Below are 21,859 nucleotides of genomic sequence, written 5' to 3' on the forward strand. Positions count from 1 at the left end.
CTGCATGGGGATACGCGTGCGCCATCCCCGGACGCGGCTTTGACGTGCCGTTTCCGTCCTTGCGTGGATTAGGAGAGTGATTGCCGGGCGAACGGGCCCGGAGATGGGAGCGGGGACCGGGCGGGAGCGCGGTCCCGCCCGGTCCCCTCTGGGGTGCGGGCGACGGAGAGCGACGCTGCCCGCGGAGGAGTGGTCTGTGTCAGCCGAACTCGACGTCCGAGCACTGGTAGAAGGCGTTGCCTGTGTCGGCGATGTCCCACACGGCGAGGATCAGGTGCCTGCCGTGCTTGTTCGGCAGCGTGCCCCGCTGGGACACGCTGGACGGCGGGCGCTTGCCGCCGTCGTTGATCTGGAGGAAGGGCTGGGGGTCCAGCGCCGCGCGGGTGAGCGGCTTGGCGGGGTCCCAGCCGTCCCGCGTGACGAAGTACCGCCACGAGGTGGTCGCGTGGGCCGCGGTGAGCGTCCACGCGAAGGTGTAGGACTGGCCGCCCGTGAGGCGGTTGACCGGCCACTGGCCGCCGCGCGGGTCGTCGAGCGGGGCGAAGCCGCCCCTGCCCGCGGCGCAGATCTGTCCGTCCGGCGGACCGGCCTTCGGGAACCCCTTCGGGCCCTCGACGCTCTGCGGCTCGTACTGGACGCCGCCGCAGTTCTTCGCCACTCCCTGTTTGCAGAACAGGGCGCGGCTGACGGGGGACGTGGTGTATCCGTGTGCGAAGGCGGGCGCGGCGGTCGCGACGACCAGCCCGGCGGACGCGGCGGTGGACGCCGCGGCGGCGAGGGCCAGCGTCCGTTTTCGGGGCGGACGGATTCTGGCGGGCATACGCGCTCCTCCTGGCGGGGGGTGGAAGCGACCGTGATCGGAGTCGTAGCCACGGGGCGGACGGATGGACGGGGAGCCGACCGGGTGGTCGAGCGGGATGTTCAGTTGGCCGGCGAGCAAGATTTCTTATAGGAAACCTTCCTATTAGTAGAGCATGGACGATGGCCGCCCGCCCCGTCAACCCCCAGGTTTCATGGCCGTATCCGGCCGTCCCCGCCCGTCCCCGGCCGCGCCCCGCGCGGTGTCGCAGGTCCCCGTTACGATGAGGCGCTCCACCGACAAAGGGGCGCGCTATTTTGATCATCTTCGGCTGGCGGGTGGTGTTCTTCACCCTGACCAGGGGAACCTTCCACTGTCCCGACTGCGGCGGCGACCGCGACTACCGGCGCCGGCAGGGCCGCAACTTCTTCACCCTGTTCTTCATCCCGGTCATCCCGCTGACGAAGACCGGCGGCGAGTTCATCGAGTGCGACACCTGCCGCGGCCGCTGGAACCCCGGCGTGCTCAGCGTGCCGACCACGGCGCAGCTCGCCCAGATGCCCGCGATGCTCCTGCGCCTCGCCATCGCGCAGGTGCTGCGCTCCGGCGACTACACCGACGCGGCGGCCCGCGCCCGCGCGGTCGCGGTCGTCCGGCAGGCGGGCGACGCCGGCTACGACGACGCCGGGCTGACCGCCGACCTCGGGCGCCCGTTCGAGGAGGTCAGGGTCGAGATGGGGCACGCCGCCTCCGCGCTCGCCCCCGAGGCCCGCGAGAGCATCCTGCGCGCCGCCGCCGAGATCGCGCTGATCGACGGGCGGCTCAGCGTGTCCGAGGAGGAGACGCTGTCCGCCGTCGGCGCCGACCTGCAGTTGACCCGCGTCCAGGTGACCGGCGTTGTCTCCATGGCCCGCCAGGAGTCCGGCCACTGAGCCGGAATCGAGCATTCCGAGCACCGGCGCGAGGGCTTGCGGTTGCGCTACTCTTGCTGTATGTCCGCAAGGCTGCTCCTCGAACGACCACGTTGACGCACTGACCGTCAACGTGGTGGCCCCTCCTGCGCGAGGGGCCCTTTCATGTCGGAGGACGGCCGCGACCTGTGACGGCACCCAGCGAACGAGCAAGAAACCGGAGTCGGAAGCGTGAGCAGCGACGAGCACTACGATCCACGGGCGGTTCAGGACAAGTGGCAGGCTCGCTGGGCTGCGCTCGAACCCTTCGCGGCCGACGAGAAGGACGACGCCCGCGAGCGTCGCTACGCGCTGGACATGTTCCCCTACCCCAGCGGTGACCTGCACATGGGCCACGCGGAGGCGTTCGCGATCGGCGACGTCCCCGCCCGCTACTGGTTCCAGCGCGGCTACAACGTCCTGCACCCCATCGGCTGGGACTCCTTCGGCCTGCCCGCCGAGAACGCCGCCATCAAGCGCGACTCGCACCCGGCCGAATGGACCTACGCCAACATCGACACCCAGGCGGCGTCGTTCCAGCGGTACGCGCCCTCCTTCGACTGGACGCGGCGCCTGCACACGTCCGACCCCGAGTACTACAAGTGGACGCAGTGGCTGTTCCTGCGCTTCTACGAGCGGGGCCTGGCCTACCGCAAGGGCGGCCACGTCAACTGGTGCCCGAAGGACCAGACCGTCCTGGCCAACGAGCAGGTCGTCGGCGGGCACTGCGAGCGCTGCGGCGCGCTGGTCGAGAAGCGCGTGCTGACCCAGTGGTACTTCAAGATCACCGAGTACGCGGACCGGCTGCTGGACGACATGGCGCAGCTGGAGGGCAAGTGGCCCGACCGCGTCCTGCTGATGCAGCGCAACTGGATCGGCCGCTCCACCGGCGCCGACGTCGACTTCGTCATCGAGGGCCGGGACGAGCCCGTCACCGTCTACACGACGCGCCCCGACACCCTGTACGGCGCGACGTTCATGGTCGTCGCCGCCGACGCCGCGCTGGCCGAGGAGGTCTGCGCCCCCGACCAGCGCGCCGCGTTCGAGGCGTACCGCGAGGAGGTGTCGCGCGAGAGCGAGATCGAGCGGCTGTCCACCGAGCGGGAGAAGACCGGCGTGTTCCTGGGCCGGTACGCGATCAACCCGGTGAACGGGGAGCGGCTGCCGATCTGGGCGTCGGACTACGTGCTGGCCGAGTACGGGCACGGCGCGATCATGGCCGTCCCGGCGCACGACCAGCGCGACCTGGACTTCGCGCTGAAGTTCGGGCTGCCGGTCCGCGTCGTCGTCGAGACGGGGCAGGCCGACCCCGCCGAGACCGGCGTCGCGACGCCCGGCGACGGCGCGATCGTGAACTCCGGGCCGATCGACGGGCTGACCAAGGCCGACGCCATCGCCCGGATCATCGAGATCCTGGCCGAGCGGGGCACCGGCCGCGCCGCGGTGAACTTCCGGCTGCGCGACTGGCTGGTGTCGCGGCAGCGGTTCTGGGGCTGCCCGATCCCGATCGTCCACTGCGAGGCGTGCGGCGAGGTCCCCGTCCCGGACGACCAGCTGCCGGTCACGCTGCCGGAGGGGCTGCGCGGCGCCGACCTGGCGCCGAAGGGCACGTCGCCGCTGGCCGCCGCGTCCGACTGGGTGAACGTCGAGTGCCCGAAGTGCGGCGGCCCGGCCAAGCGCGACACCGACACCATGGACACCTTCGTCGACTCGTCCTGGTACTTCTTCCGGTACTGCTCGCCGGGCTACGAGGGCGGGCCGTTCGACGTCGACCAGGTCCGCCGGTGGATGCCGGTCGACCAGTACACCGGCGGCGTCGAGCACGCGATCCTGCACCTGCTGTACAGCCGGTTCTTCACCAAGGTCCTGTACGACATGGGCATGGTCGAGTTCACCGAGCCGTTCCGGCGGCTGCTGAACCAGGGCCAGGTGATCAACCAGGGCAAGGCGATGTCGAAGTCGCTGGGCAACGGCGTCGACCTGGGCGAGCAGATCGCCGAGTTCGGCGTGGACGTCGTCCGGCTGGCGATCCTGTTCTCCGGCCCGCCGGAGGACGACATCGACTGGGCGGACGTGTCCCCGCACGGCATGTCGAAGTTCCTGTCCCGGGTGCACCGGATCGCGTCCGAGGTCGCGTCCGCGCCCGGCGTCGACGTCGCGTCCGGCGACGTCGCGCTGCGCCGCGCCGTGGCCCGCACCGTCGACGAGGCCACCGCGCAGGTCGAGAACGAGCGGTTCAACGTCGCGATCGCGCGGATCATGGAGCTGGTCGGCACCACCCGCAAGGCGATCGACTCCGGGCCCGGCGCCGCCGACCCGGCCGTCCGCGAGGCGGCCGAGGCGATCGCGGTCATGCTGTCGCTGTTCGCGCCCTACACCGCCGAGGAGATCTGGGAGCTGCTCGGACGCACCGCCCCGGTGATCCGCGCGGGCTGGCCGTCCGCCGACCCGGCGCTGCTGGTGGAGGAGTCGGTGACGTGCGTCGTCCAGGTGGCGGGCAAGGTCCGCGACCGGCTGGACGTCCCGCCCGGCATCGCCGCCGACGAGCTGGAGCGGCTGGCGCTGGCCTCCGCCCGGGTCCAGGACGCGCTGGGCGGCGCGGAGATCGCCAAGGTCGTCGTCCGGGCACCGAAGATCGTCAACATCGTGCCGAAGCGCTGAGCGGACGCTGAGCCGCCGCGCGCGGACGCCGGAACGGCCGCCGGAGAGTCCTCCGGCGGCCGTTCCCGTCGTCTATCGTCCTCGCCCCCGTGCCGGGGCGGGTGGTCACATCTTGCGCAGCACCGCCACGACCCGGCCGAGCACCGTCGCCTCGTCGCCGGGGATCGGCTCGTAGGCGGAGTTCTGCGGCATCAGGAAGATGTGGCCGTCGTCGCGGCGCTTGAACGTCTTCACCGTCGCCTCGCCGTCGATCATGGCGGCCACGATGTCGCCCTGCTCGGCGACCGGCTGCTGCCGGACGACGACCCAGTCGCCGTCGGCGATCGCCGCGTCGATCATCGAGTCGCCGGTGACCTTCAGCAGGAAGTGCGTGCCCTCGCCGACGAGCTGCTTGGGCAGGGTGAACACGTCCTCCACGGCCTCCTCGGCGAGGATCGGGCCACCGGCGGCGATCCGGCCGACCAGCGGCACGTACGCGGGCGCCGGCTGCGCCGAGCCCGGCTGGCCGCCCGCCGCCTCGTAGGGCTCCTCGTCGGTGCGCACCGGCGTCGCGCCGGGCACCCGCACCTCGACCGCGCGCGGCCGGTTCGGGTCGCGGCGCAGGAAGCCCTTGCGCTGCAGCGCCCGGAGCTGGTGCGACACGCTGGAGGTGCTGGTCAGCCCCACGGCCTCGCCGATCTCGCGCATGGACGGCGGGTACCCGCGACGCTGCACCGAGTCGCGGATCACCTCCAGCACCATGCGCTGCCGCTGGGTCAGCCCCGTCTCGTCCATGGGGCCGTCGGGCAGCTCCCGGACCTTGCTCATCGCTCGTCGCCTCCCGGGCGCCTCGATCCGTCACTCCTTGTCAACGAACGCTATCGCGTCAGGGGCCAATGATCAAACAATTGTTCGAAGATGTGCTCGCTTTTTATCGGCGGCTCCGGTAGAACATCGTACAGACGTTCGATCGAAAATGCATTCGACGGCGAGGAGGGGAGAGATGTCGGATTCACCCCACGGTGACCGCCGCCATGGGGGTCGTCGCCGCGGCGACCGGGTCCCGGTCCGGCTGACCCGGCGGGGGCGCGCCGCCCTGATCGGATTCGCGGCCACGGTCACGCTCGTGGCCCTCTGGGGCAACGTCGGGCAGGGCGCGTTCGCGGGCGACGGCGGGTCCGGCTCGTCCCGTCCCGCGCGGACGGTCGTCGTCGGGCCGGGCGACACGCTGTGGGGCATCGCCTCCGCCGCCGACCCCGGCGCCGATCCGCGCCGCGTCGTCCAGCGCATCATCGACCTCAACGGGCTCGGCGGCGATCCGACCGTCCGGCCAGGTCAGGAGCTCCGCCTCCCGGCCGGGTGACGCCTCGCGGCGCGGCCGCGCCGACCGCACGCTCCGTGCTCGCCGGCGACCCGGTGTGACGACACGCCCGGAGGGAAATTCGGGACGACCGAGATGACCTGCGCGGACGCGCCGGATGTGACGCGTGAGGCATCCGATCAGGTTGCGTACGCCTGCGCCGCGCCGTACCGTTGACCACAACATCTAGTAGTCACACCGCTGTACTTCACCTATATATGGAAGTGCTCGGCGGTGTGAAGCGTTATCGTCAGGGGAGGGATCGAGCGTGCATTGCCCGTTCTGCCGCAACCCTGACACCAAAGTGATCGACAGCCGTTCGACCGACGACGGGGGCGCCATTCGCCGCCGCCGCTCGTGCGCCGAATGCGGGCGTCGCTTCACCACGCAGGAGAACGTGCTCGTGATGGTGGCCAAGCGCAGCGGGGTCACCGAGCCGTTCTCCCGGGAAAAGATCATCGCCGGGGTGCGCAGGGCCTGCCAGGGCCGTCCGGTCGGTGAGGATGCGCTCGCGAAACTCGGGCAGCGGGTCGAAGAGGAGATCAGATCCGCCGGATCCGCGGAGATCCCCTCGCATGAGGTGGGTCTCGCGATCCTGGGTCCGCTACGCGAACTCGACGAGGTCGCCTATCTGCGATTCGCCTCGGTCTACCGGAGCTTCGAGTCGCTGGACGACTTCGCCAAGGAGATCGAAGCATTGCGTAAGGCCGGTGCCTCGGGGGAGCCCGGCCCGTCCCGGTAGGGGCGGTTCCGAAAACACAGCAGCACAAGTGAGAGCGCTTCCGCGCGGGCATGGCCCGTGCGGCGGCGGGGTTGTTCCTGGACAGGGCCCGGCGGGTGGGTCCGAGAGGGGGAGATGGTCATGACGGAGACGGTGAGCGGCTCGGCGGCACGGCGCGGCAAGGGGAGCCGGAAGGGGCTCAAGATCGAGCGGATCTTCACCACCCCCGGCGTGCATCCGTACGACGAGCTGCGCTGGGAACGTCGTGACGTCGTCATGACCAACTGGCGCGACGGCTCGGTGAACTTCGAGCAGCGCGGCGTCGAGTTCCCCGACTTCTGGTCGCTGAACGCCGTCAACATCGTCACGTCCAAGTACTTCCGCGGGGCGGTCGGCACGCCGCAGCGCGAATGGAGCCTGAAGCAGCTCGTCGACCGCGTCGTCCGCGGATATGTGGAGACGGCGCTCGCCGAGGGCTATTTCGCGTCCGAGCAGGACGCCGAGATCTTCGACCACGAGCTGAAGTACGCGCTGGTCCACCAGATGTTCAGCTTCAACTCGCCGGTCTGGTTCAACGTCGGCACCAAGTCCCCCCAGCAGGTCTCGGCGTGTTTCATCCTGTCGGTGGACGACACGATGGAGTCGATCCTCGACTGGTACAAGGAAGAGGGCGTCATCTTCAAGGGCGGCTCCGGCGCCGGCCTGAACCTCTCCCGCATCCGCTCCAGCAAGGAGCTGCTGTCGTCCGGCGGGACGGCCAGCGGCCCGGTGTCGTTCATGCGCGGCGCCGACGCCTCCGCCGGGACGATCAAGTCCGGCGGCGCGACCCGGCGGGCCGCGAAGATGGTCGTGCTGGACGTCGACCACCCCGACATCGGGGAGTTCATCGAGACCAAGGCGCGCGAGGAGGACAAGATCCGCGCGCTCCGCGACGCCGGGTTCGACATGGACCTCGGCGGCAAGGACATCGGCAGCGTCCAGTACCAGAACGCCAACAACTCCGTCCGCGTGTCGGACGAGTTCATGCGGGCCGTCGAGGCGGACGGCGACTTCGCGCTGCGCGCCCGGATGACCGGCGAGGTCGTCGAGACCGTCAAGGCCAAGGACCTGTTCCGGCTGATGGCGAAGGCCGCGTGGGAGTGCGCCGACCCGGGCATCCAGTACGACGACACGATCAACGACTGGCACACCAACCCCGAGACCGGGCGGATCACCGCGTCCAACCCGTGCTCGGAGTACATGAGCCTCGACAACTCGTCCTGCAACCTGGCCAGCATCAACCTGCTGAAGTTCCTCACCGACGCCGGTACGTTCGACGTCACGCGGTTCGTCAAGCTCACCGAGCTGATCATCACGGCGATGGACGTCTCGATCACCTTCGCCGACTTCCCGACCGAGAAGATCGCCGAGACGACCCGCGACTACCGGCAGCTCGGCATCGGCTACGCCAACCTCGGCGCGCTGCTGATGGCGACCGGGCACGCCTACGACTCCGAGGGCGGGCGCTCCCTCGCGGCGGCGATCACGTCGCTGATGACGGGCGTCGCCTACCGCCGGTCCGCCGAGATCGCGGGCGTCGTCGGCCCGTACGCGGGCTACGCCCGCAACGCCGAGGGCCACAAGCGGGTCATGCGCAAGCACGCCGCCGCGAACGAGGGCATCCGCACGCTCGACTCGATGGACAAGGCGATCCACGCCGCCGCGGCGAAGCAGTGGCAGGAGTGCCTGAAGGCCGGGGAGAAGCACGGCTACCGCAACGCGCAGGCGTCCCTGCTCGCCCCGACCGGGACGATCGGCCTGATGATGGACTGCGACACCACCGGCATCGAGCCGGACCTCGCGCTGATGAAGTTCAAGAAGCTCGTCGGCGGCGGGTCCATGCAGATCGTCAACAACACGGTGCCGCGCGCCCTGGAGAAGCTCGGCTACCAGCAGGAGCAGATCGAGGCGATCGTCGAGTACATCGCCGAGCACGGCCACGTGGTGGACGCGCCGGGCCTGCGTCCCGAGCACTACGAGGTGTTCGACTGCGCGATGGGCGAGCGCGCGATCAGCCCGATGGGGCACGTCCGGATGATGGCGGCGGTGCAGCCGTTCCTGTCCGGTGCGATCTCCAAGACGGTCAACATGCCGGAGAAGGCCACCATCGAGGACATCGAGAAGGTGTACTTCGAGGGCTGGCGACTCGGCCTGAAGGCCCTCGCGATCTACCGCGACAACTGCAAGGTCGGCCAGCCGCTGTCGGCCGCGGGCAAGAAGGAGGAGGTCAAGGAGGCTCCGGTGGAGACCCGTCCGGTGCGCCGGCGGCTGCCGAAGCAGCGCCCGGCGACCGTGACCCGCTTCTCCGTCGCGGGCGCCGAGGGCTACATGACCGCCTCGTCCTACCCGGACGACGGCGTCGGCGAGGTCTTCCTCAAGCTCGGCAAGCAGGGCTCCACGCTCGCCGGCGTGATGGACGCCTTCTCCATGGCGATCTCCATCAGCCTCCAGTACGGCGTCCCGCTGGAGACCTGGGTGGAGAAGTTCACCAACATGCGGTTCGAGCCCGCCGGGATGACCGACGACCCCGACATCCGCATGGCCACCTCGGTGATGGACTACATCTTCCGCCGCCTGGCGCTCGACCACCTGCCCTACGAGGAGCGCGCGGGCCTCGGCATCCTGACGGCGGAGGAGCGCGCCATGCAGGCCAACGGCGAGGACCCTGCCGCCCTGCACGCCGAGGACGAGGTCGACCACGAGTCCCTGGCCCAGACCGCCGAGATCACCCGGCCCGCGCCCGCGTCGCCCGCCCCGGCGGCCGAGGCCCACTCGTCCATGGAGGTCATCGAGAGCCGCCAGGGCCGCACCGCGGACGCCCCGCTCTGCCTCACCTGCGGCACCAAGATGCGCCCCGCGGGCAGCTGCTACGTCTGCGAAGGCTGCGGCTCCACCAGCGGCTGCAGCTGAGCGAAGTGTGCGAAGGGGGACCGGCCGTGGGCCGGTCCCCCTTCGTCGCGTTCTGGTGCTGGGTTCGGTCAGAGCTCCTTGGCGAGGCCGGGGGTGCGCTGTTTGCGGGCGGCTTTGCGGGCTCCGGCCACCATGACGTCCTCTTCGGAGCCGTCGGGGTCGGGGGTTTCGGCGGGTTCCGGGGGCGTCTTCGCCGCGCGGCGCCGTTTCTTCGGCGGTTGCTCTGCGGGCTGGGTTTCGGTTCCGCGGAGTGAGTCGACGAAGCTTGCCGCGTCGTCCTCTTCCTCAGTTTCCGGATTTTGCAGGCGGCGGGCGACGAGCCAGCGGTCGGCGGTGAGGCGGCCGCCGCCGCCCGCGGCGAAGAGCAGGCTCGCGAGGCCGAGGGCGAGGACGAGTTCGTAGCCGTTCCGGATCCTTCCGTCGTCCACCAGGAAGACGCCGTTCTCCGCGTGGACGAAGAGGAACGCGCCCGCCATGTCCATGAACAGCAGGACGCCGGTGACCGGCAGGCCCAGTCCGGCGATGAGCGCGGCGCCGCCGAGCACCTCGACGAACGCGGAGTAGATGGCGGCGGCGGTCGGCAGCGGCACGCCGAGGGAGTCGAACGAGCGGCCCGTCGCGGTGATGCCCGCTTCGATCTTCTGCCAGCCGTGCGCCATGAAGATGATCCCGACGCCGAGCCGGGCCAGGGCGGCCACGACGTCGTAGAGCGGCCGAGTGCGCATAACGTCGGCTCCTTTAGCCGGAGATGGCCGATTCGACCGAGAGTATGACGTCCTGGCCGGTATCCCGCGAGTCGCGCAGTTGAGAGGGCGTTAGCGTGGTGCCGGGGTGGCGCTGCCCGCGCCGAGATCGGACGAGAGCGAGCCGTATGAAGAAGCACCAGTACGAGGTGTCGGTCACCTGGACGGGCAACACCGGTTCGGGGACGAGTTCCTACCGCGCTTACGAGCGGGCCCACGAGATCCGGGCGGACGGGAAGCCGCCGATCGCGGGCAGTTCCGATCCCTCGTTCCGCGGTGACGCCGCGCGCTGGAATCCGGAGGAACTGCTCGTCGCGTCCCTGTCGCAGTGCCACATGCTGTGGTTCCTGCATTTGTGCGCGGTGGAGAAGGTCGTCGTGACCGCGTACGAGGACAGCCCGCGCGGCACCATGGTCGAGACTCCGGACGGGGGCGGGCGGTTCGAGGAGGTCGTCCTGCGTCCCCGGGCGACCCTGGCCGACGCCGGGCAGGCCGGACGGGCCGCCGAACTGCACGACCGGGCGCACGAACTGTGCTTCATCGCCAACTCGATGAATTTCCCCGTCCGGCACGAGCCGGAGTTCTGATCTGGTTCTTCGTAAGGTGAGAAGTCATTGTGATGAGCTGGTGGGTTGGTGAGATGCTGGACGCATGATGGGGTCTCGTCAGCTCGAATACTTCCGGGCCGTCGCGCGTGAGCTGCACTTCACGCGGGCGGCGGAGGCGCTGCGGATCGCGCAGCCCGCGCTGTCCCAGCAGATCCGCAAGCTGGAGCGGCAGCTCGGCGTCGCGCTGTTCGAGCGGAACAACCACCGGGTGGAGCTGACCCCGGCCGGGGCGGCGCTGCTGGAGCACGCCGAACGCATCCTGGCCGACATGGCCGCGGTCGAAGACGAGATGCGCGGATGGGCGGAGGGCACCCGCGGGCGGATACGCCTCGGGGGCGCGCGCGGGCTGACGGCGCGGTTGGCGCGGCTGCTCGCCGAGTTCTCCCGCCAGTACCCGGCGATCGTCGTGGAACTGCTGGAGATGAACACCGAGGAGATGGTCGCGGGCCTGTACGGCGGACGGCTCGACGCCGCGACCGTCGTACGTCTACCTCCGCAGGAAGAGGGACGACGCCTTTCCTTCCTGCCGCTCGGTGAAGAACCACTGGTCCTCGTCACGGCTCCCTCTGGGCCGCTCGGCGGAAAGTACCGGGTGCCTGTCGCGTCCTTGGACGGGATCGACCTGGTGTGCTACCCGCAGGGGTCGGTCATACGGGAGATCGTCCTGTCGGCGCTGGCGGACGCGGGCGCTACGCCGCACATCCGTTTCGAGACGCGCGAGTACAGCACGGCCAGGGCCATGGTGTCGGTAGGGCTCGCGGCGGCCGTCATGCCGCGCTCGGTGGCGGAGGAGCCGGGGCAGCCGGTCGGCGTCGTCCGGCTCGATCCGGAGCCGACCTGGGCGCCGTCGCTGGCCTGGCCCGCCGGACGCCGTCCCGGTCCGGCGCTGGCCGCGTTCATCGACTTCATGGCGCGGCACCCCGACCTGGCCTCATAAGCATCGAATATCACCAATAGATCGATCATGCCTTGGACATCTGGCCCGGCGGCGGTCGAAGATTGGCGTGTCCGCGGGGTGCGGGCAATTCCTGAAAAAGGGGCACGGCATGAAGCGCGGTAGGCACGAATTCCAGGGTCTGATGGGCGACGATCCCGAGGGGGCGCTCGCCGAAGTGCTGCGGACCTCCCCGCAGATGTTCGAGACGGTCGTGGACGGGGCGTTCGGCGGCCCCCTGTCGCGGCCGGAACTGAGCCGCCGCGAGCGCGAGCTGGTGACGGTCGCCGTCATCGCCGCCGGGGGCGGAGCCGACCGCCGTCTGGCCAGCCATGTGCGGGGAGCGTTGCGGCAGGGGGTCGCCCCGTCCGAGTTGCTGGCGCTCTCCGAGCACCTCTCGGTGTACGCGGGTTTCCCGCGCGCGCTTGACACACTCGCCGTGGTGAACGACGTGTTTGTGCAGCAGGAGATTCCGGACCCTCCGCGCCTGCATCGAGTCGCGCTCGCCGACCACGAGACGGTGGTGGCCCAGCGTGGAGACCACGGACCGGCGGTAATTCTGTCGCATTCCCTGGGCGTGGACTGGCGCATGTGGGAGCCGGTCATGGATCGCCTGGCCCACGGCCGCCGCGTCTTCGCGTACGACTTCCGGGGCCATGGCGCCGCAAGGGGCATGGCCCGCCCGTTCACCATGGACGACCTCGCGGCCGACATGCTCGGCGTAATGGACGCCTTCAGCCTCGACCGTGCGCACGTTGTCGGTCTGTCCATGGGCGGAGGCATCGCGCAGACCGTCGCCGTCAGCGCGCCAGAGCGGGTGGCGTCGTTGTCCCTGCTCGCCACGACCGACCACCCGTTTGATGCGTTCGAGGGCCGCGCGCGCTCTGGCGAGGTGGACGGGATGGAGGCGCAGATCGTCCCGACGCTGACGCGCTGGTTCACGCCTGCCGCGCTCGCCACGAATCCTTGGGGTGTGCGGTACGCGCGTGAGCACATCCGGCGTTTCGACCCGTCCGACTGGGCCGCCGCTTGGCGCGCCTTCAAGAACGTTCACGTTCAGGGACGGCTCGCTGGGGCCGACTTCCCCGTCCTGGTCCTCGCGGGCGAGCACGACGCCTCGACCACACCGGAGATCATGTCGGGCATAGCCGAGCGCATTCCCGGCTCGACCTACCGGGAGCTTCCCGGGACGCCGCACATGCAGACGCTCGAACAACCCGACCTGGTCGCAGAGGCCCTGGACGAGTTCCTCCCCGCCGACCGCTAGGACGCGCGCGGTCTAGCGCGTGCGCCCTCGCGCTTTCAGGGGAGTGGCGGGCATCGCGGGCGCGGGGAGGGGCGGGCCGTCGTAGCCGTGCACCTCGCCGAAGCGGTCGCCGGTGGTCCAGTCCTCGCGCGCCCGCGCGATCTCCTCACCCGTCCGGGCGACGAAGTTCCACCACATGACGAGCTTCTCCTCGAACGGTTCCCCGCCCAGCAGGACCAGGCCGCTGTCGCCGTCGGCGCGCAAGGGGAGTTCGCGTCGTCCGCACCCGAGGTACAGCATGGAGCCGGGCTCCACGCGCATCCCGTCGATCTCGGTCACGCCCGACATGGTGAGCGCGGCGTACTCGAAGTCCGGCTCGACCGGGAGGCGCACGTCGGCTCCGTCGGCCAGGGCGAGGTCGGCCCCCACGATCGGCGTGAACGCCGTGCCGGGTGAGGAGGCGCCGTCGAGGTCACCGAGAATGACCGTCGCGCTGAAGCCGGGACCGTCCACGACGGGCAGGTCACCATGATGCTCGAACGCGGGATCGGTGTGGCGGTGCCCGTCGGGCAACGCCACCCACAACTGCGCCCCGTGCAGGATCGACGGATGGTCGCGGGGCGATTCCTCCGAATGCGCGATGGCACGCCCGGCCGTCATGAGCCCGAGCTCCTTCGGGCGGACGGTCTGCAGGCTGCCGAGGCTGTCGCGGTGCAGAACCTCGCCGTCGTGCAGCCAGCTCACCGTCTGCAGCCCGATGTGCGGGTGCGGCGGTACCTGCATGCCCGGCTCGTCGGCGATGTCGTCCGGCCCGTAGTGGTCGACGAAACACCAGGCGCCCACCATGCGCCGCCCCAGGCTGGGCAGGAGCCTGCGGACGACCGTGCTCTCGCCCAGCGGCACCCGGCGCGGCGGCAGGAGCTCGTGGACCGGGCCGCCCGGCACGTCGTCCCGTCCGCCGCACTGGACCGGCTTCGGCCGCACATCAAGATTGCTCACCAGCGTCGCCTCCCCCAAGCGGCCCCGGAATCAGGGCCAGGACGGTGGGGTTTGAATCTACGTGATGCACGGTGAATACAAGGTTCCCGGGGGCAAGCTCGTCGTCGCGGACGTCGATGTCGTGGACGGCCTCCTGCGCGATCCCAGGATCAGCGGCGACTTCTTTCTCGAACCGGATGAGGCCCTAGAGCGGATGAACCACATCCTGGACGGCCTCCCCGCGGGGCTGGACGCGAAGGCGATCGGCGCCCGCGTGGAGGCGGGCCTGCCGCGCCACACGGTCATGCTGGGAATCACCGCCGAGGCCGTGGGGATCGCCGTCCGCCGGGCGGTCACGCGCGCCTCGGACTGGCGGGACCACGACTGGCGGCTGATCCACGAACCGCCGCAGGAGCCCGCCCTCCACATGGCGCTCGATCAGGTCCTCGCCGAGGAGGTGGGCGCGGGACGCCGACCGCCGACGCTGCGGGTGTGGGAGTGGGCTTCCCCCGCCGTCGTCATCGGGAGCTTCCAATCCCTGCGGAACGAGGTGGACGCAGAGGCGGCCGAACGCCACGGAGTGAACGTGGTGCGTCGCATCAGCGGCGGTGGCGCGATGTTCATCGAGCCCGGCAACACCATCACGTACTCGCTGTACGCGCCCGAGACGCTTGTGGCCGGGATGTCGTTCGCGGAGAGCTACGCCTTCCTTGACGACTGGGTCCTGGGCGCGCTGGGCGAACTCGGCATCAGGGCTTGGTACCAGCCGTTGAACGACATCACGTCCGACCAAGGCAAGATTGCCGGGGCGGCCCAGAAACGGCTCGCCGCCGGAGCGGTCCTGCACCACGTGACCATGGCCTACGACATCGACGCCGAGAAGATGCTGCAGGTGCTCCGGATCGGCAGGGAGAAGATCTCCGACAAGGGCATCGCGAGCGCCGTCAAACGGGTCGACCCGCTCCGCCGCCAGACCGGGCTCGCCCGCGAGGACATCATCGACCGCATGATCAAGCACTTCCGCGCCCGGTACGGCCTGGCCGAAGGGCACGTGACCGAAGACGAACTCCGCCTCGCCCACAAATACGTCGGCGACAAGTTCGACACCCCCGAGTGGACCGCGCGCGTCCCCTGACGACGAACCGAGCGCCATAGCCGGACGGAACTCACGGTCGTTTCCGTGCGTCCTCCCCTCATGCAGGTCGCGGGGCCGAGCGGCCACCCCGTAGGTTGGGCAGATCGGCCGATGATGAGGAGCGTTCATGTCGATGCAGAAGGGCGCCAACACCGCGGTGCCGGTTCCCTCCGTCCGGGTCGAGCTCGGCTGGCAGAGCGGCCCGGGCGTGCCCGACGCGGACGCGTCGGCACTCCTGCTGGCGGACACGGGCCGGGTGCGTTCGGACGACGACTTCGTCTTCTACAACCAGCCCGCCCACAAGTCGGGCGCGGTCCGGCACGAGGGCAAGCAGCAGGGGCCGACCGTCCTTGACGTCCTCGCCGTCGACCTGGACCGGGTCGAGCCCGGCATCGACAAGATCGTGATCGCGGCGTCCTCGGACGGCGGCACGTTCGGCCAGTTCCAGGGGCTGTACGTGCGGGTCGTCGACGCGGCCGCCGGGACGGAGGTCGCCCGGTTCGACAGCCAGGGCGCCACCACCGAGACCGCGTTCGTGCTGGGCGAGCTGTACCGGCGGCAGGGCGCGTGGAAGTTCCGCGCGGTCGGCCAGGGCTACGACTCGGGCCTCGGCGGCCTGGCCACCGATTTCGGGATCTCGGTCGACGACCCGGGCCAGGCGGCCCCTCCGCCGCCCCCGCCCGCCCCTCAGCAGCCTCAGACGCCGCCCCCGCCGCCCGGCGGGCAGTTCGCCCCGCCCCCGCCTCCGCCGGGCGGCCAGTACGCGCCTCCGCCGCCCCCGCCGGGCGGCGGCTACGCGCCGCCGCCCCCGCCCGGGCAGTACACGCCGCCCCCGCCTCCGCCGGGCCAGTACGCCCCGCCCCCGCCTCCGCCGCCGGGGCAGTACGCCCCGCCGCCTCCCGGTGGGCAGTACACGCCGCCTCCGCCGCCCGGGCAGTACGCGCCCCCGCCTCCGCAGCCCGGGGCCGTACCGCCGCCGCAGCCGCCGCAGCAGCAGCAGGGCGGTGCGGTGTCGCTGACGAAGAACGCGCCGTCGGTGTCGCTCACCAAGCACGGCGCGACGTCCGGCCACATGCGGGTCAACCTGAACTGGACCGCGCGTGAGGGCGTCGCCAAGGGACTGCTCGGCAAGCGCCGCCGCGGGGTCGACCTCGACCTCGACCTCTGCTGCCTGTGGGAGCTGCAGGACGGACGCAAGGGCATCATCCACGCGCTCGGTGACATGGGCGCGCTCGACCGCCCGCCCTACATCAAGCTCGACAAGGACGACCGCACGGGAGCGATCGAGGCGGGGGAGAACCTCCACATCAACCTCGACCACACCCGCGACTTCAAGCGGATCCTGGTGTTCGCCGAGATCTACGAGGGCGCCGACGACTTCCGCGGCCTCGGCGCGGTCGCCACGCTGTTCCCGGTGGGCGCGCCGCCCATCGACATGCGCATGGACGACTGCGTCGACGCCTCCCGCGACGCCGTCCTCGCGCTCATCGAGAACGTCAACGGCGAACTGGTCGTCCGCCGGGAGGGCCGGTTCATCCTCCCGCCGCCCGGACGTCCGCGCTGGGGGAAGATGACCGTCGACCAGGCCTACAACTGGAACCTGGAGTGGGTCGCGTCCCGCGGTAAGGACTGACCGTCGGGTTCGCGCACGTGCTAGGCCGGGCCCGGAACATTGGCTGTTCCTGCCGATTGTCCCGGGCCCGGCGCCGACGGTAGGAACGTCGCATGACTACTCAGCGGCAGTATCCCGTCGTCCCCGCACCCCGTTTCGACGTTCCGGCCAGGGAGGCCGCGGAGCGCGCGCGGGCGTTCGCCGACACGATGACGCTGCGCCGCACCGTGCGCGACTTCTCGCCCCACCCGGTGCCGCCGGACGTCATCGACCATGCGATCCGCGCCGCCGCGACCGCTCCGAGTGGGGCCAACCTCCAGCCGTGGCGTTTCGTGGTCGTCACCGACCCCGAGCGCAAGCGGTTGCTCAGGGAGGCCGCGGAGCGGGAGGAGCGCGAGTTCTACGAGCGGCGCGCGTCGGAGGAGTGGCTTGAGGCGTTGGCCCCGCTGGGCACCGATTGGCGCAAGCCGTTCCTGGAGGACGCCCCCGCGGTCATCATCGTCTTCGAGGTGCACAAGGGGCCGGAGACACCCCGCCCTTACTACGTGAAGGAGTCGGTGGGCATCGCCGTCGGGTTCCTGTTGGCAGGACTGCACCAGGCCGGTCTGGCGACCCTCACGCACACCCCGAGCCCCATGAGGTTCCTGAACGAGGTGTGCGAGCGTCCGCAGGAGGAACGCGCCTACGTCGTGATCCCGGTCGGCTACCCCGCCGATGACGCGATGGTCCCCGACATCACCCGCAAGCCGGTGGACGAGGTCATCGTCCGCCTCTGACCCCGGCAGGGCCCCGATTCCGGCGGGGCCGCCGTCAGGCGGCCTTCACGGCGTCGGCCAGCTTCTTGTCGCGCGCGACCCGCACCAGGGCGGCGCTCAGCCGCGCGAGGTCCTTGTCGGGCACCTGGGACGCGAGCCGGTCGGCCTCGGTCGGGAGGCCGATCCGCTCGGCGCCCTTCTTCACCTGGCCGTCCACGTAAGGGCGGAGCCAGGGCCAGATGGCCTGCGCCTCGCGGCAGAAGATGTCCACTCCGGTGGGGCCGATGCCGGGGAACTCCTGGAGCAGTTCGGCCGCCTTCTCGGGGTCGCGCCCGGCCTCGACGGCGAGTCGCCGGAGGTCGCCCTTGTACTTGTCCTGGACGAGGTCGGCGACGTCGCCCAGCCGGGACGCGGTGCTCTCGTCGTACCGGACGTAGTGGCCGCGTCCGAGGGCGTCGACCCGTTCCTGCCAGGTCAGCTTGCTCATGCCGCGCGGGGTGCCGCCCCCGGCGTCGAACAGTTCGCGCGCCGCCGCCATGGCGATGTCCGACGAGATGCGCGCACTGAGCAGGTTGGCCAGGACGAGCAGCTTGAACAACGCGGCCGGCTGGTCCTTCAGCGTGATGCCCGCCTCCGCGGCGAACGTCTCGCCCGACTTGTTCAGCAGTTTCTTCACAACGGCGTCCATGGCGTGCACCTCCCGTTGGGGCCGCCCCTACCCGGGTCGGCGGAGATGACTCATGTGCGGACGCCGAACCCGGTCACAGGAGGCTGAGCTGACCTTCGCCTGCGAGCGGGTCGCGGTGCTTCTTCAGGTGCTTCCAGCGCGGGAGGTCGTCCAGGTAGGACCACGACATCCGGTGATGCGGGGTCGGCCCGGACTCCTCAAGGGCCTTCTGGTGGACGGGCGACGGATATCCCGCACTGTCCGCGAACCCGTATCCGGGGAATTCGCCGTCGAGCGCCGCCATGAGACCGTCGCGGTGGACTTTCGCCAAGACGGAGGCGGCGGCGACACTGACCGAGCGCTGGTCGGCCTTCACCTCGCAGCGCACCCGCCAGGGGCGGCTCAGGAAATCGTGCTTTCCGTCCAGGATGACCACGTCCGGGGTGACGGGCAGCGCCTCCAGTGCCCGAACGGCCGCGCGGCGCAGCGCCTCCGTCATTCCCACGGCGTCGATCTCCTCTGGACCGGAAGCGCCGATGGCGTAACCGGAAAGCCACCCAGAGAGGACTTCGGCGAACGCCTCGCGATGGGTTTCGGTGAGCAGTTTCGAGTCGGTCAGGCCGATGGTCTTCTTGCCGCGCCCCTGGAGGACGGGCGGGGGAGTCAGGTCGGTGACCGCCGCGCACACCACGACGGGGCCAGCCCAGGCGCCGCGTCCCACCTCGTCCACTCCGGCTATGCGGATCTTGCGACCCGCTTGTGACATGGCCTGGAGTTCGTCCTCGATCTCGTAGCCCGCTACGCGCGACACCGTCCTGGCCGTATCGGCGGGGCCGGAGGCCAGTCCGGGCAGGGCACGGGTGGAGTCGGTCAAGGGATCTCCTCAGGGGCCGTCCAAGGGATGCGCCTCGGGGACGCGGCGCGCCTCCAAATCGTAGGGTCCCCGCCGCCGTCCGCGCCGAAGGCGTGGCGGCGGCGCGACGAATTCGGCCGGAGTCGGCTGCGAGTCCTGAACGGGCACTTCTGGACAGTCCAAATGTCCTGGTCTCGGGACCGGCGTTTCCCTGTCCCGCAGCAGTTCGGCGGGCGTGACACCAACGAACCGGGCGCGGGGAGTCCCGTTCCGGGCGGTCCTGCGCTTTACTCGCTTCTGATGGCTTTGTTCGGCAGGTCCCGCTCCCGCCCGGCGAAGGACGCCGCGGCACGGGATCTTTTCGAGCGCCTTCGTTGGCGCTATTTCCAGATCACCCCGGGCGTCCGTTTCCTGGCCGGGGTGCTGTTCGTCGCGCTCGCGCTGTCGGGCGCGATCGTGCTCGGCGGCCCGATCCTCGCCACGGCGGCGTTCGCGGTGGTCCTGCTCGTCGTCGTCCACCTGACCCTGCGCTCGCCCACGGGAATGGCACTCGTCACCGTGGTGGTCGCCTGGCTCACGCTGTCGATCCCGCTGGGCGGGCTCTACCCGGACGAGGACCGACCGCCGTACCTGCGTCCCGACCTCCTCTTGGCCTTGCTCGCCCTACCGGTGGCGTTCATCGCGTTCCGGTTGCGCGGGTACACGCCATGGCGAACCGCACTCATCGCGCTGGGCGGAGCCGGTGCGGCCGCGGCCGCGCTGGCGCATCCGCTGCCGCAGGCGAGCGCGGCACCGGCCTGGGCGGCGGCCCTCGCGGTCCTCGTCTACCGGTGGGACCGGGCGCGCCGCACGGTGCCCGCGGAGGCGTACGAGACCGGATGGGTGCAGGAACAGGCCGGACCCAAGGGGGACGCAGGCGTGGGGCCGCGCAAGCATCAGTCGGGCAACGACAAGCGGGATCGGCCTGAGAAGGCCGACCGGCCGGGGCGGTCCGGCAGGCCCGACCGGCGGAACTCCGACGGGCGGAACTCCGACGAGGACGACGCGGGCGTCGCCGCGGCCGTGCCCGCGGGCCATGGGCAGCGCGCCGCCGCGCAGGCGGCCGAGGCCGCCGCCGCTCCGGAGCGCACCGTCCCGGGGGAGACCCGGAAGGAGAACACTCCGGAGATCTCCGTGGCGGAGGCGCTCGCCGAACTGGAGGCGATGATCGGGCTCGAACCGGTCAAGCGCCAGGTCCGCTCTATCGCCGCGTCCATCGAGGCGGCGCATATGCGGGCCGCCGCCGGGGTGCCCACAGAGAAACCGATGCGGCACTTCGTGTTCGTGGGTCCGCCCGGTACGGGCAAGACCACCGTGGCACGCGTGCTCGCCAAAATCTTCTATGCCTTCGGGCTGCTGCCTGAGCCGACGTTGGTCGAAGCCCACCGCGCGGATCTCGTCGGTGAGTTCCTTGGGGCCACCGCCCTGAAGACCAACCGGCTCGTCGACTCCGCACTGGGCGGGGTGCTGTTCATCGACGAGGCGTACAGCCTGGCCAACTCCGCCGAAGGGCAGCCCGACCGGTTCGGTGACGAGGCCGTGCAGACACTGCTCAAACGCGCCGAGGACGACCGCGACAACCTCGTCATCATCCTGGCGGGATACGACGCGCAGATGGCCGAGTTCCTCGACTCCAACCCCGGCCTCGCGTCGCGGTTCGGCACGCGCGTGCATTTCCCGTCGTACCGTCCGACGGAACTGCTGCAGATCGCCGATTACCACACCGGCCTCCGGGAGGACCGGCTCGACGCGGAGGCCCGGCAGAGGCTTGCCGAACGTTTCGAGGAGGTCGAACGGCGCGGCATCGTCGACGAACTGGGCAACGGACGGTTCGTCCGGTCGCTGACGGAGGCGGCGGCGCGCGCGCGGGACGTGCGGGTGGTCGACGCCGTGTCCGCGTCCGGCGTGCCCGCGCGGCCCAGCGCCGACGACCTCGTCACCCTGCGCGCCGCGGACGTCGAGGCCGCGTTCGCCGAGGTCACCGAGCGGTACCGGGGCTACGCCGAGACCCCGACGCTGGACGAGGCGCTCGGCTCGCTCGCCGCGATGATCGGGCTCGAACCGGTGAAACGGCAGGTCAGGGAGATCGCCGCGCAGCTCCAGGTCGCCCGGATGCGGCAGGAGCAGGGCCTCGTGACCCGCCCGCCGACCCGGCACTTCGTGTTCACCGGACCGCCCGGCACCGGTAAGACGACCGTCGCCCGCGTGCTCGGCCGCATCTTCGCCGCGTCCGGGCTGCTCGCCCGCCCGGAAGTGGTCGAGGCCCAGCGCGCCGACCTCGTTGGCGAGCATCTGGGGGCGACGGCTCTCAAGACGAACAAAGTCATCGACTCCGCCCTGGGCGGCGTCCTTTTCGTGGACGAGGCGTACTCGCTCAGCAATCCGGGCTACTCGGGCGGGGACGCCTTCGGCGCCGAAGCGGTGCAGACCCTCCTCAAGCGCGCCGAGGACGACCGCGACCGGCTCGTCGTCGTCCTCGCCGGTTACGAGGACGACATGAACCGGTTCCTGTCGTCCAACCCTGGGCTCGCGTCACGGTTCGACGTCCGGGTCGACTTCCCCTCCTACGGGCCTGACGAACTGCTGCGCATCGCACAGCTCATCGCCGAGGAGGGGGGCGACCACTGGGAAGAACGCGCCTTGGACGACCTCGCCCTCGTGTTCCAGCGTGTTTGCGGCGCGGGACGCATAGACGAATTGGGCAACGGACGCTTCGCCCGGTCGCTGTACGAGAAGGCGTGCGCGTGCAGGGCGCTGCGTGCGGCCGGTCTGGGCGACGCCGCCACGACCGATGACCTGACCGTCCTCACCGCCGAGGACGTACGCGACGCCTTCGCCGACCTCGCCCACCGCCTGGCCTGACCCCGGGC

Annotated in this window: 18 protein-coding genes; 12 read left to right on the forward strand and 6 right to left on the reverse strand. The window is 70.7% G+C overall.

Going from position 1 to position 21,859, the window contains the following annotated elements:
• Positions 1–199: 199 nt before the first annotated feature.
• On the reverse strand, positions 200–820 hold the full coding sequence (locus tag ACH01S_RS27515) for a lytic polysaccharide monooxygenase auxiliary activity family 9 protein (RefSeq protein ID WP_067897660.1): 621 nt from the start codon (positions 818–820) through the stop codon (positions 200–202).
• A 296-nt stretch (positions 821–1,116) separates the two neighbouring features.
• On the opposite strand from ACH01S_RS27515, the gene ACH01S_RS27520 reads away from it, so the two are divergent.
• Positions 1,117–1,731 (forward strand): zinc ribbon domain-containing protein, encoded by a 615-nt coding sequence (locus tag ACH01S_RS27520; protein ID WP_083981203.1) that lies wholly within the window; start codon positions 1,117–1,119, stop codon positions 1,729–1,731.
• 210 nt (positions 1,732–1,941) lie between these two features.
• A complete protein-coding gene (gene leuS, locus ACH01S_RS27525; protein WP_067897662.1) occupies positions 1,942–4,410 on the forward strand; it encodes a leucine--tRNA ligase in 2,469 nt (822 codons plus the stop codon).
• Between the two features lie 105 nt (positions 4,411–4,515).
• Here leuS and lexA read toward each other — a convergent pair whose 3' ends face one another.
• Entirely contained in the window at positions 4,516–5,217 is a 702-nt protein-coding gene (lexA, locus tag ACH01S_RS27530; RefSeq protein WP_067897665.1) for a transcriptional repressor LexA, read from the reverse strand.
• 175 nt (positions 5,218–5,392) lie between these two features.
• On the opposite strand from lexA, the gene ACH01S_RS44615 reads away from it, so the two are divergent.
• The 3 genes from ACH01S_RS44615 (at position 5,393) to ACH01S_RS27545 (ending at position 9,419) form a co-directional block, all read left to right on the forward strand.
• The gene (locus ACH01S_RS44615; RefSeq protein ID WP_067897669.1) at positions 5,393–5,752 is read left to right on the forward strand and encodes a LysM peptidoglycan-binding domain-containing protein; all 360 of its coding nucleotides are present in this window, start codon (positions 5,393–5,395) and stop codon (positions 5,750–5,752) included.
• 265 nt (positions 5,753–6,017) lie between these two features.
• Positions 6,018–6,491, forward strand: a complete 474-nt coding sequence (nrdR, locus tag ACH01S_RS27540) for a transcriptional regulator NrdR (protein ID WP_067897671.1) — start codon at positions 6,018–6,020, stop codon at positions 6,489–6,491.
• Between the two features lie 120 nt (positions 6,492–6,611).
• Positions 6,612–9,419 carry a vitamin B12-dependent ribonucleotide reductase gene (locus ACH01S_RS27545; RefSeq protein WP_067897854.1) on the forward strand — a complete coding sequence of 936 codons (2,808 nt, stop codon included), beginning with the start codon at positions 6,612–6,614 and terminating at the stop codon, positions 9,417–9,419.
• A 68-nt stretch (positions 9,420–9,487) separates the two neighbouring features.
• Here the strand turns inward: ACH01S_RS27545 and ACH01S_RS27550 are convergent, their stop codons facing one another.
• Entirely contained in the window at positions 9,488–10,144 is a 657-nt protein-coding gene (locus tag ACH01S_RS27550; protein ID WP_067897674.1) for a DoxX family protein, read from the reverse strand.
• A 146-nt stretch (positions 10,145–10,290) separates the two neighbouring features.
• On the opposite strand from ACH01S_RS27550, the gene ACH01S_RS27555 reads away from it, so the two are divergent.
• The 3 genes from ACH01S_RS27555 to ACH01S_RS27565 all read left to right on the forward strand — a co-directional run bounded on the left by ACH01S_RS27555 (position 10,291) and on the right by ACH01S_RS27565 (position 12,971).
• On the forward strand, positions 10,291–10,749 hold the full coding sequence (locus tag ACH01S_RS27555; RefSeq protein ID WP_067897676.1) for an OsmC family protein: 459 nt from the start codon (positions 10,291–10,293) through the stop codon (positions 10,747–10,749).
• A 64-nt stretch (positions 10,750–10,813) separates the two neighbouring features.
• Entirely contained in the window at positions 10,814–11,707 is an 894-nt protein-coding gene (locus tag ACH01S_RS27560; protein ID WP_067897678.1) for a LysR family transcriptional regulator, read from the forward strand.
• A 109-nt stretch (positions 11,708–11,816) separates the two neighbouring features.
• Entirely contained in the window at positions 11,817–12,971 is a 1,155-nt protein-coding gene (locus ACH01S_RS27565; protein WP_067897858.1) for an alpha/beta hydrolase, read from the forward strand.
• Positions 12,972–12,983: 12 nt separating this feature from the next.
• Here the strand turns inward: ACH01S_RS27565 and ACH01S_RS27570 are convergent, their stop codons facing one another.
• Entirely contained in the window at positions 12,984–13,949 is a 966-nt protein-coding gene (locus tag ACH01S_RS27570) for a pirin family protein (protein ID WP_067897681.1), read from the reverse strand.
• A gap of 64 nt (positions 13,950–14,013) precedes the next feature.
• On the opposite strand from ACH01S_RS27570, the gene lplAB reads away from it, so the two are divergent.
• From lplAB to ACH01S_RS27585, 3 genes are all read left to right on the forward strand, one after another.
• Positions 14,014–15,063 carry a lipoate-protein ligase LplAB gene (lplAB, locus tag ACH01S_RS27575; RefSeq protein ID WP_067897683.1) on the forward strand — a complete coding sequence of 350 codons (1,050 nt, stop codon included), beginning with the start codon at positions 14,014–14,016 and terminating at the stop codon, positions 15,061–15,063.
• Positions 15,064–15,190: 127 nt separating this feature from the next.
• Positions 15,191–16,696: a TerD family protein gene (locus tag ACH01S_RS27580; RefSeq protein ID WP_067897686.1), complete on the forward strand. Its 1,506-nt coding sequence runs from the start codon at positions 15,191–15,193 to the stop codon at positions 16,694–16,696.
• Positions 16,697–16,788: 92 nt separating this feature from the next.
• Entirely contained in the window at positions 16,789–17,451 is a 663-nt protein-coding gene (locus ACH01S_RS27585; protein WP_067897689.1) for a nitroreductase family protein, read from the forward strand.
• Between the two features lie 34 nt (positions 17,452–17,485).
• Here the strand turns inward: ACH01S_RS27585 and ACH01S_RS27590 are convergent, their stop codons facing one another.
• Both ACH01S_RS27590 and rnhB read right to left on the reverse strand, forming a co-directional pair.
• Positions 17,486–18,118, reverse strand: a complete 633-nt coding sequence (locus tag ACH01S_RS27590; protein WP_067897691.1) for an HhH-GDP family DNA glycosylase — start codon at positions 18,116–18,118, stop codon at positions 17,486–17,488.
• A gap of 73 nt (positions 18,119–18,191) precedes the next feature.
• A complete protein-coding gene (rnhB, locus tag ACH01S_RS27595) occupies positions 18,192–18,863 on the reverse strand; it encodes a ribonuclease HII (RefSeq protein WP_083981216.1) in 672 nt (223 codons plus the stop codon).
• Between the two features lie 387 nt (positions 18,864–19,250).
• Between rnhB and ACH01S_RS27600 the strand changes: the two genes are divergently transcribed.
• On the forward strand, positions 19,251–21,851 hold the full coding sequence (locus tag ACH01S_RS27600; protein ID WP_067897694.1) for an AAA family ATPase: 2,601 nt from the start codon (positions 19,251–19,253) through the stop codon (positions 21,849–21,851).
• Positions 21,852–21,859 lie beyond the last annotated feature (8 nt).

It is taken from the genome of Actinomadura chibensis NBRC 106107, from assembly GCF_001552135.1.
GTDB classification, from domain to species: domain Bacteria; phylum Actinomycetota; class Actinomycetes; order Streptosporangiales; family Streptosporangiaceae; genus Spirillospora; species Spirillospora chibensis.

Coding starts and splice junctions, on each gene's coding strand:
- ACH01S_RS27515 (WP_067897660.1), bottom strand. CDS start 820: ATGCCCGCCAGAATCCGTCCGCCCCGAAAACGGACGCTGGCCCTCGCC.
- lexA (WP_067897665.1), bottom strand. CDS start 5,217: ATGAGCAAGGTCCGGGAGCTGCCCGACGGCCCCATGGACGAGACGGGG.
- ACH01S_RS44615 (WP_067897669.1), top strand. CDS start 5,393: ATGTCGGATTCACCCCACGGTGACCGCCGCCATGGGGGTCGTCGCCGC.
- ACH01S_RS27545 (WP_067897854.1), top strand. CDS start 6,612: ATGACGGAGACGGTGAGCGGCTCGGCGGCACGGCGCGGCAAGGGGAGC.
- ACH01S_RS27550 (WP_067897674.1), bottom strand. CDS start 10,144: ATGCGCACTCGGCCGCTCTACGACGTCGTGGCCGCCCTGGCCCGGCTC.
- ACH01S_RS27555 (WP_067897676.1), top strand. CDS start 10,291: ATGAAGAAGCACCAGTACGAGGTGTCGGTCACCTGGACGGGCAACACC.
- ACH01S_RS27560 (WP_067897678.1), top strand. CDS start 10,814: ATGATGGGGTCTCGTCAGCTCGAATACTTCCGGGCCGTCGCGCGTGAG.
- ACH01S_RS27565 (WP_067897858.1), top strand. CDS start 11,817: ATGAAGCGCGGTAGGCACGAATTCCAGGGTCTGATGGGCGACGATCCC.
- lplAB (WP_067897683.1), top strand. CDS start 14,014: ATGCACGGTGAATACAAGGTTCCCGGGGGCAAGCTCGTCGTCGCGGAC.
- ACH01S_RS27580 (WP_067897686.1), top strand. CDS start 15,191: ATGTCGATGCAGAAGGGCGCCAACACCGCGGTGCCGGTTCCCTCCGTC.
- ACH01S_RS27585 (WP_067897689.1), top strand. CDS start 16,789: ATGACTACTCAGCGGCAGTATCCCGTCGTCCCCGCACCCCGTTTCGAC.
- ACH01S_RS27590 (WP_067897691.1), bottom strand. CDS start 18,118: ATGGACGCCGTTGTGAAGAAACTGCTGAACAAGTCGGGCGAGACGTTC.
- rnhB (WP_083981216.1), bottom strand. CDS start 18,863: ATGTCACAAGCGGGTCGCAAGATCCGCATAGCCGGAGTGGACGAGGTG.
- ACH01S_RS27600 (WP_067897694.1), top strand. CDS start 19,251: ATGGCTTTGTTCGGCAGGTCCCGCTCCCGCCCGGCGAAGGACGCCGCG.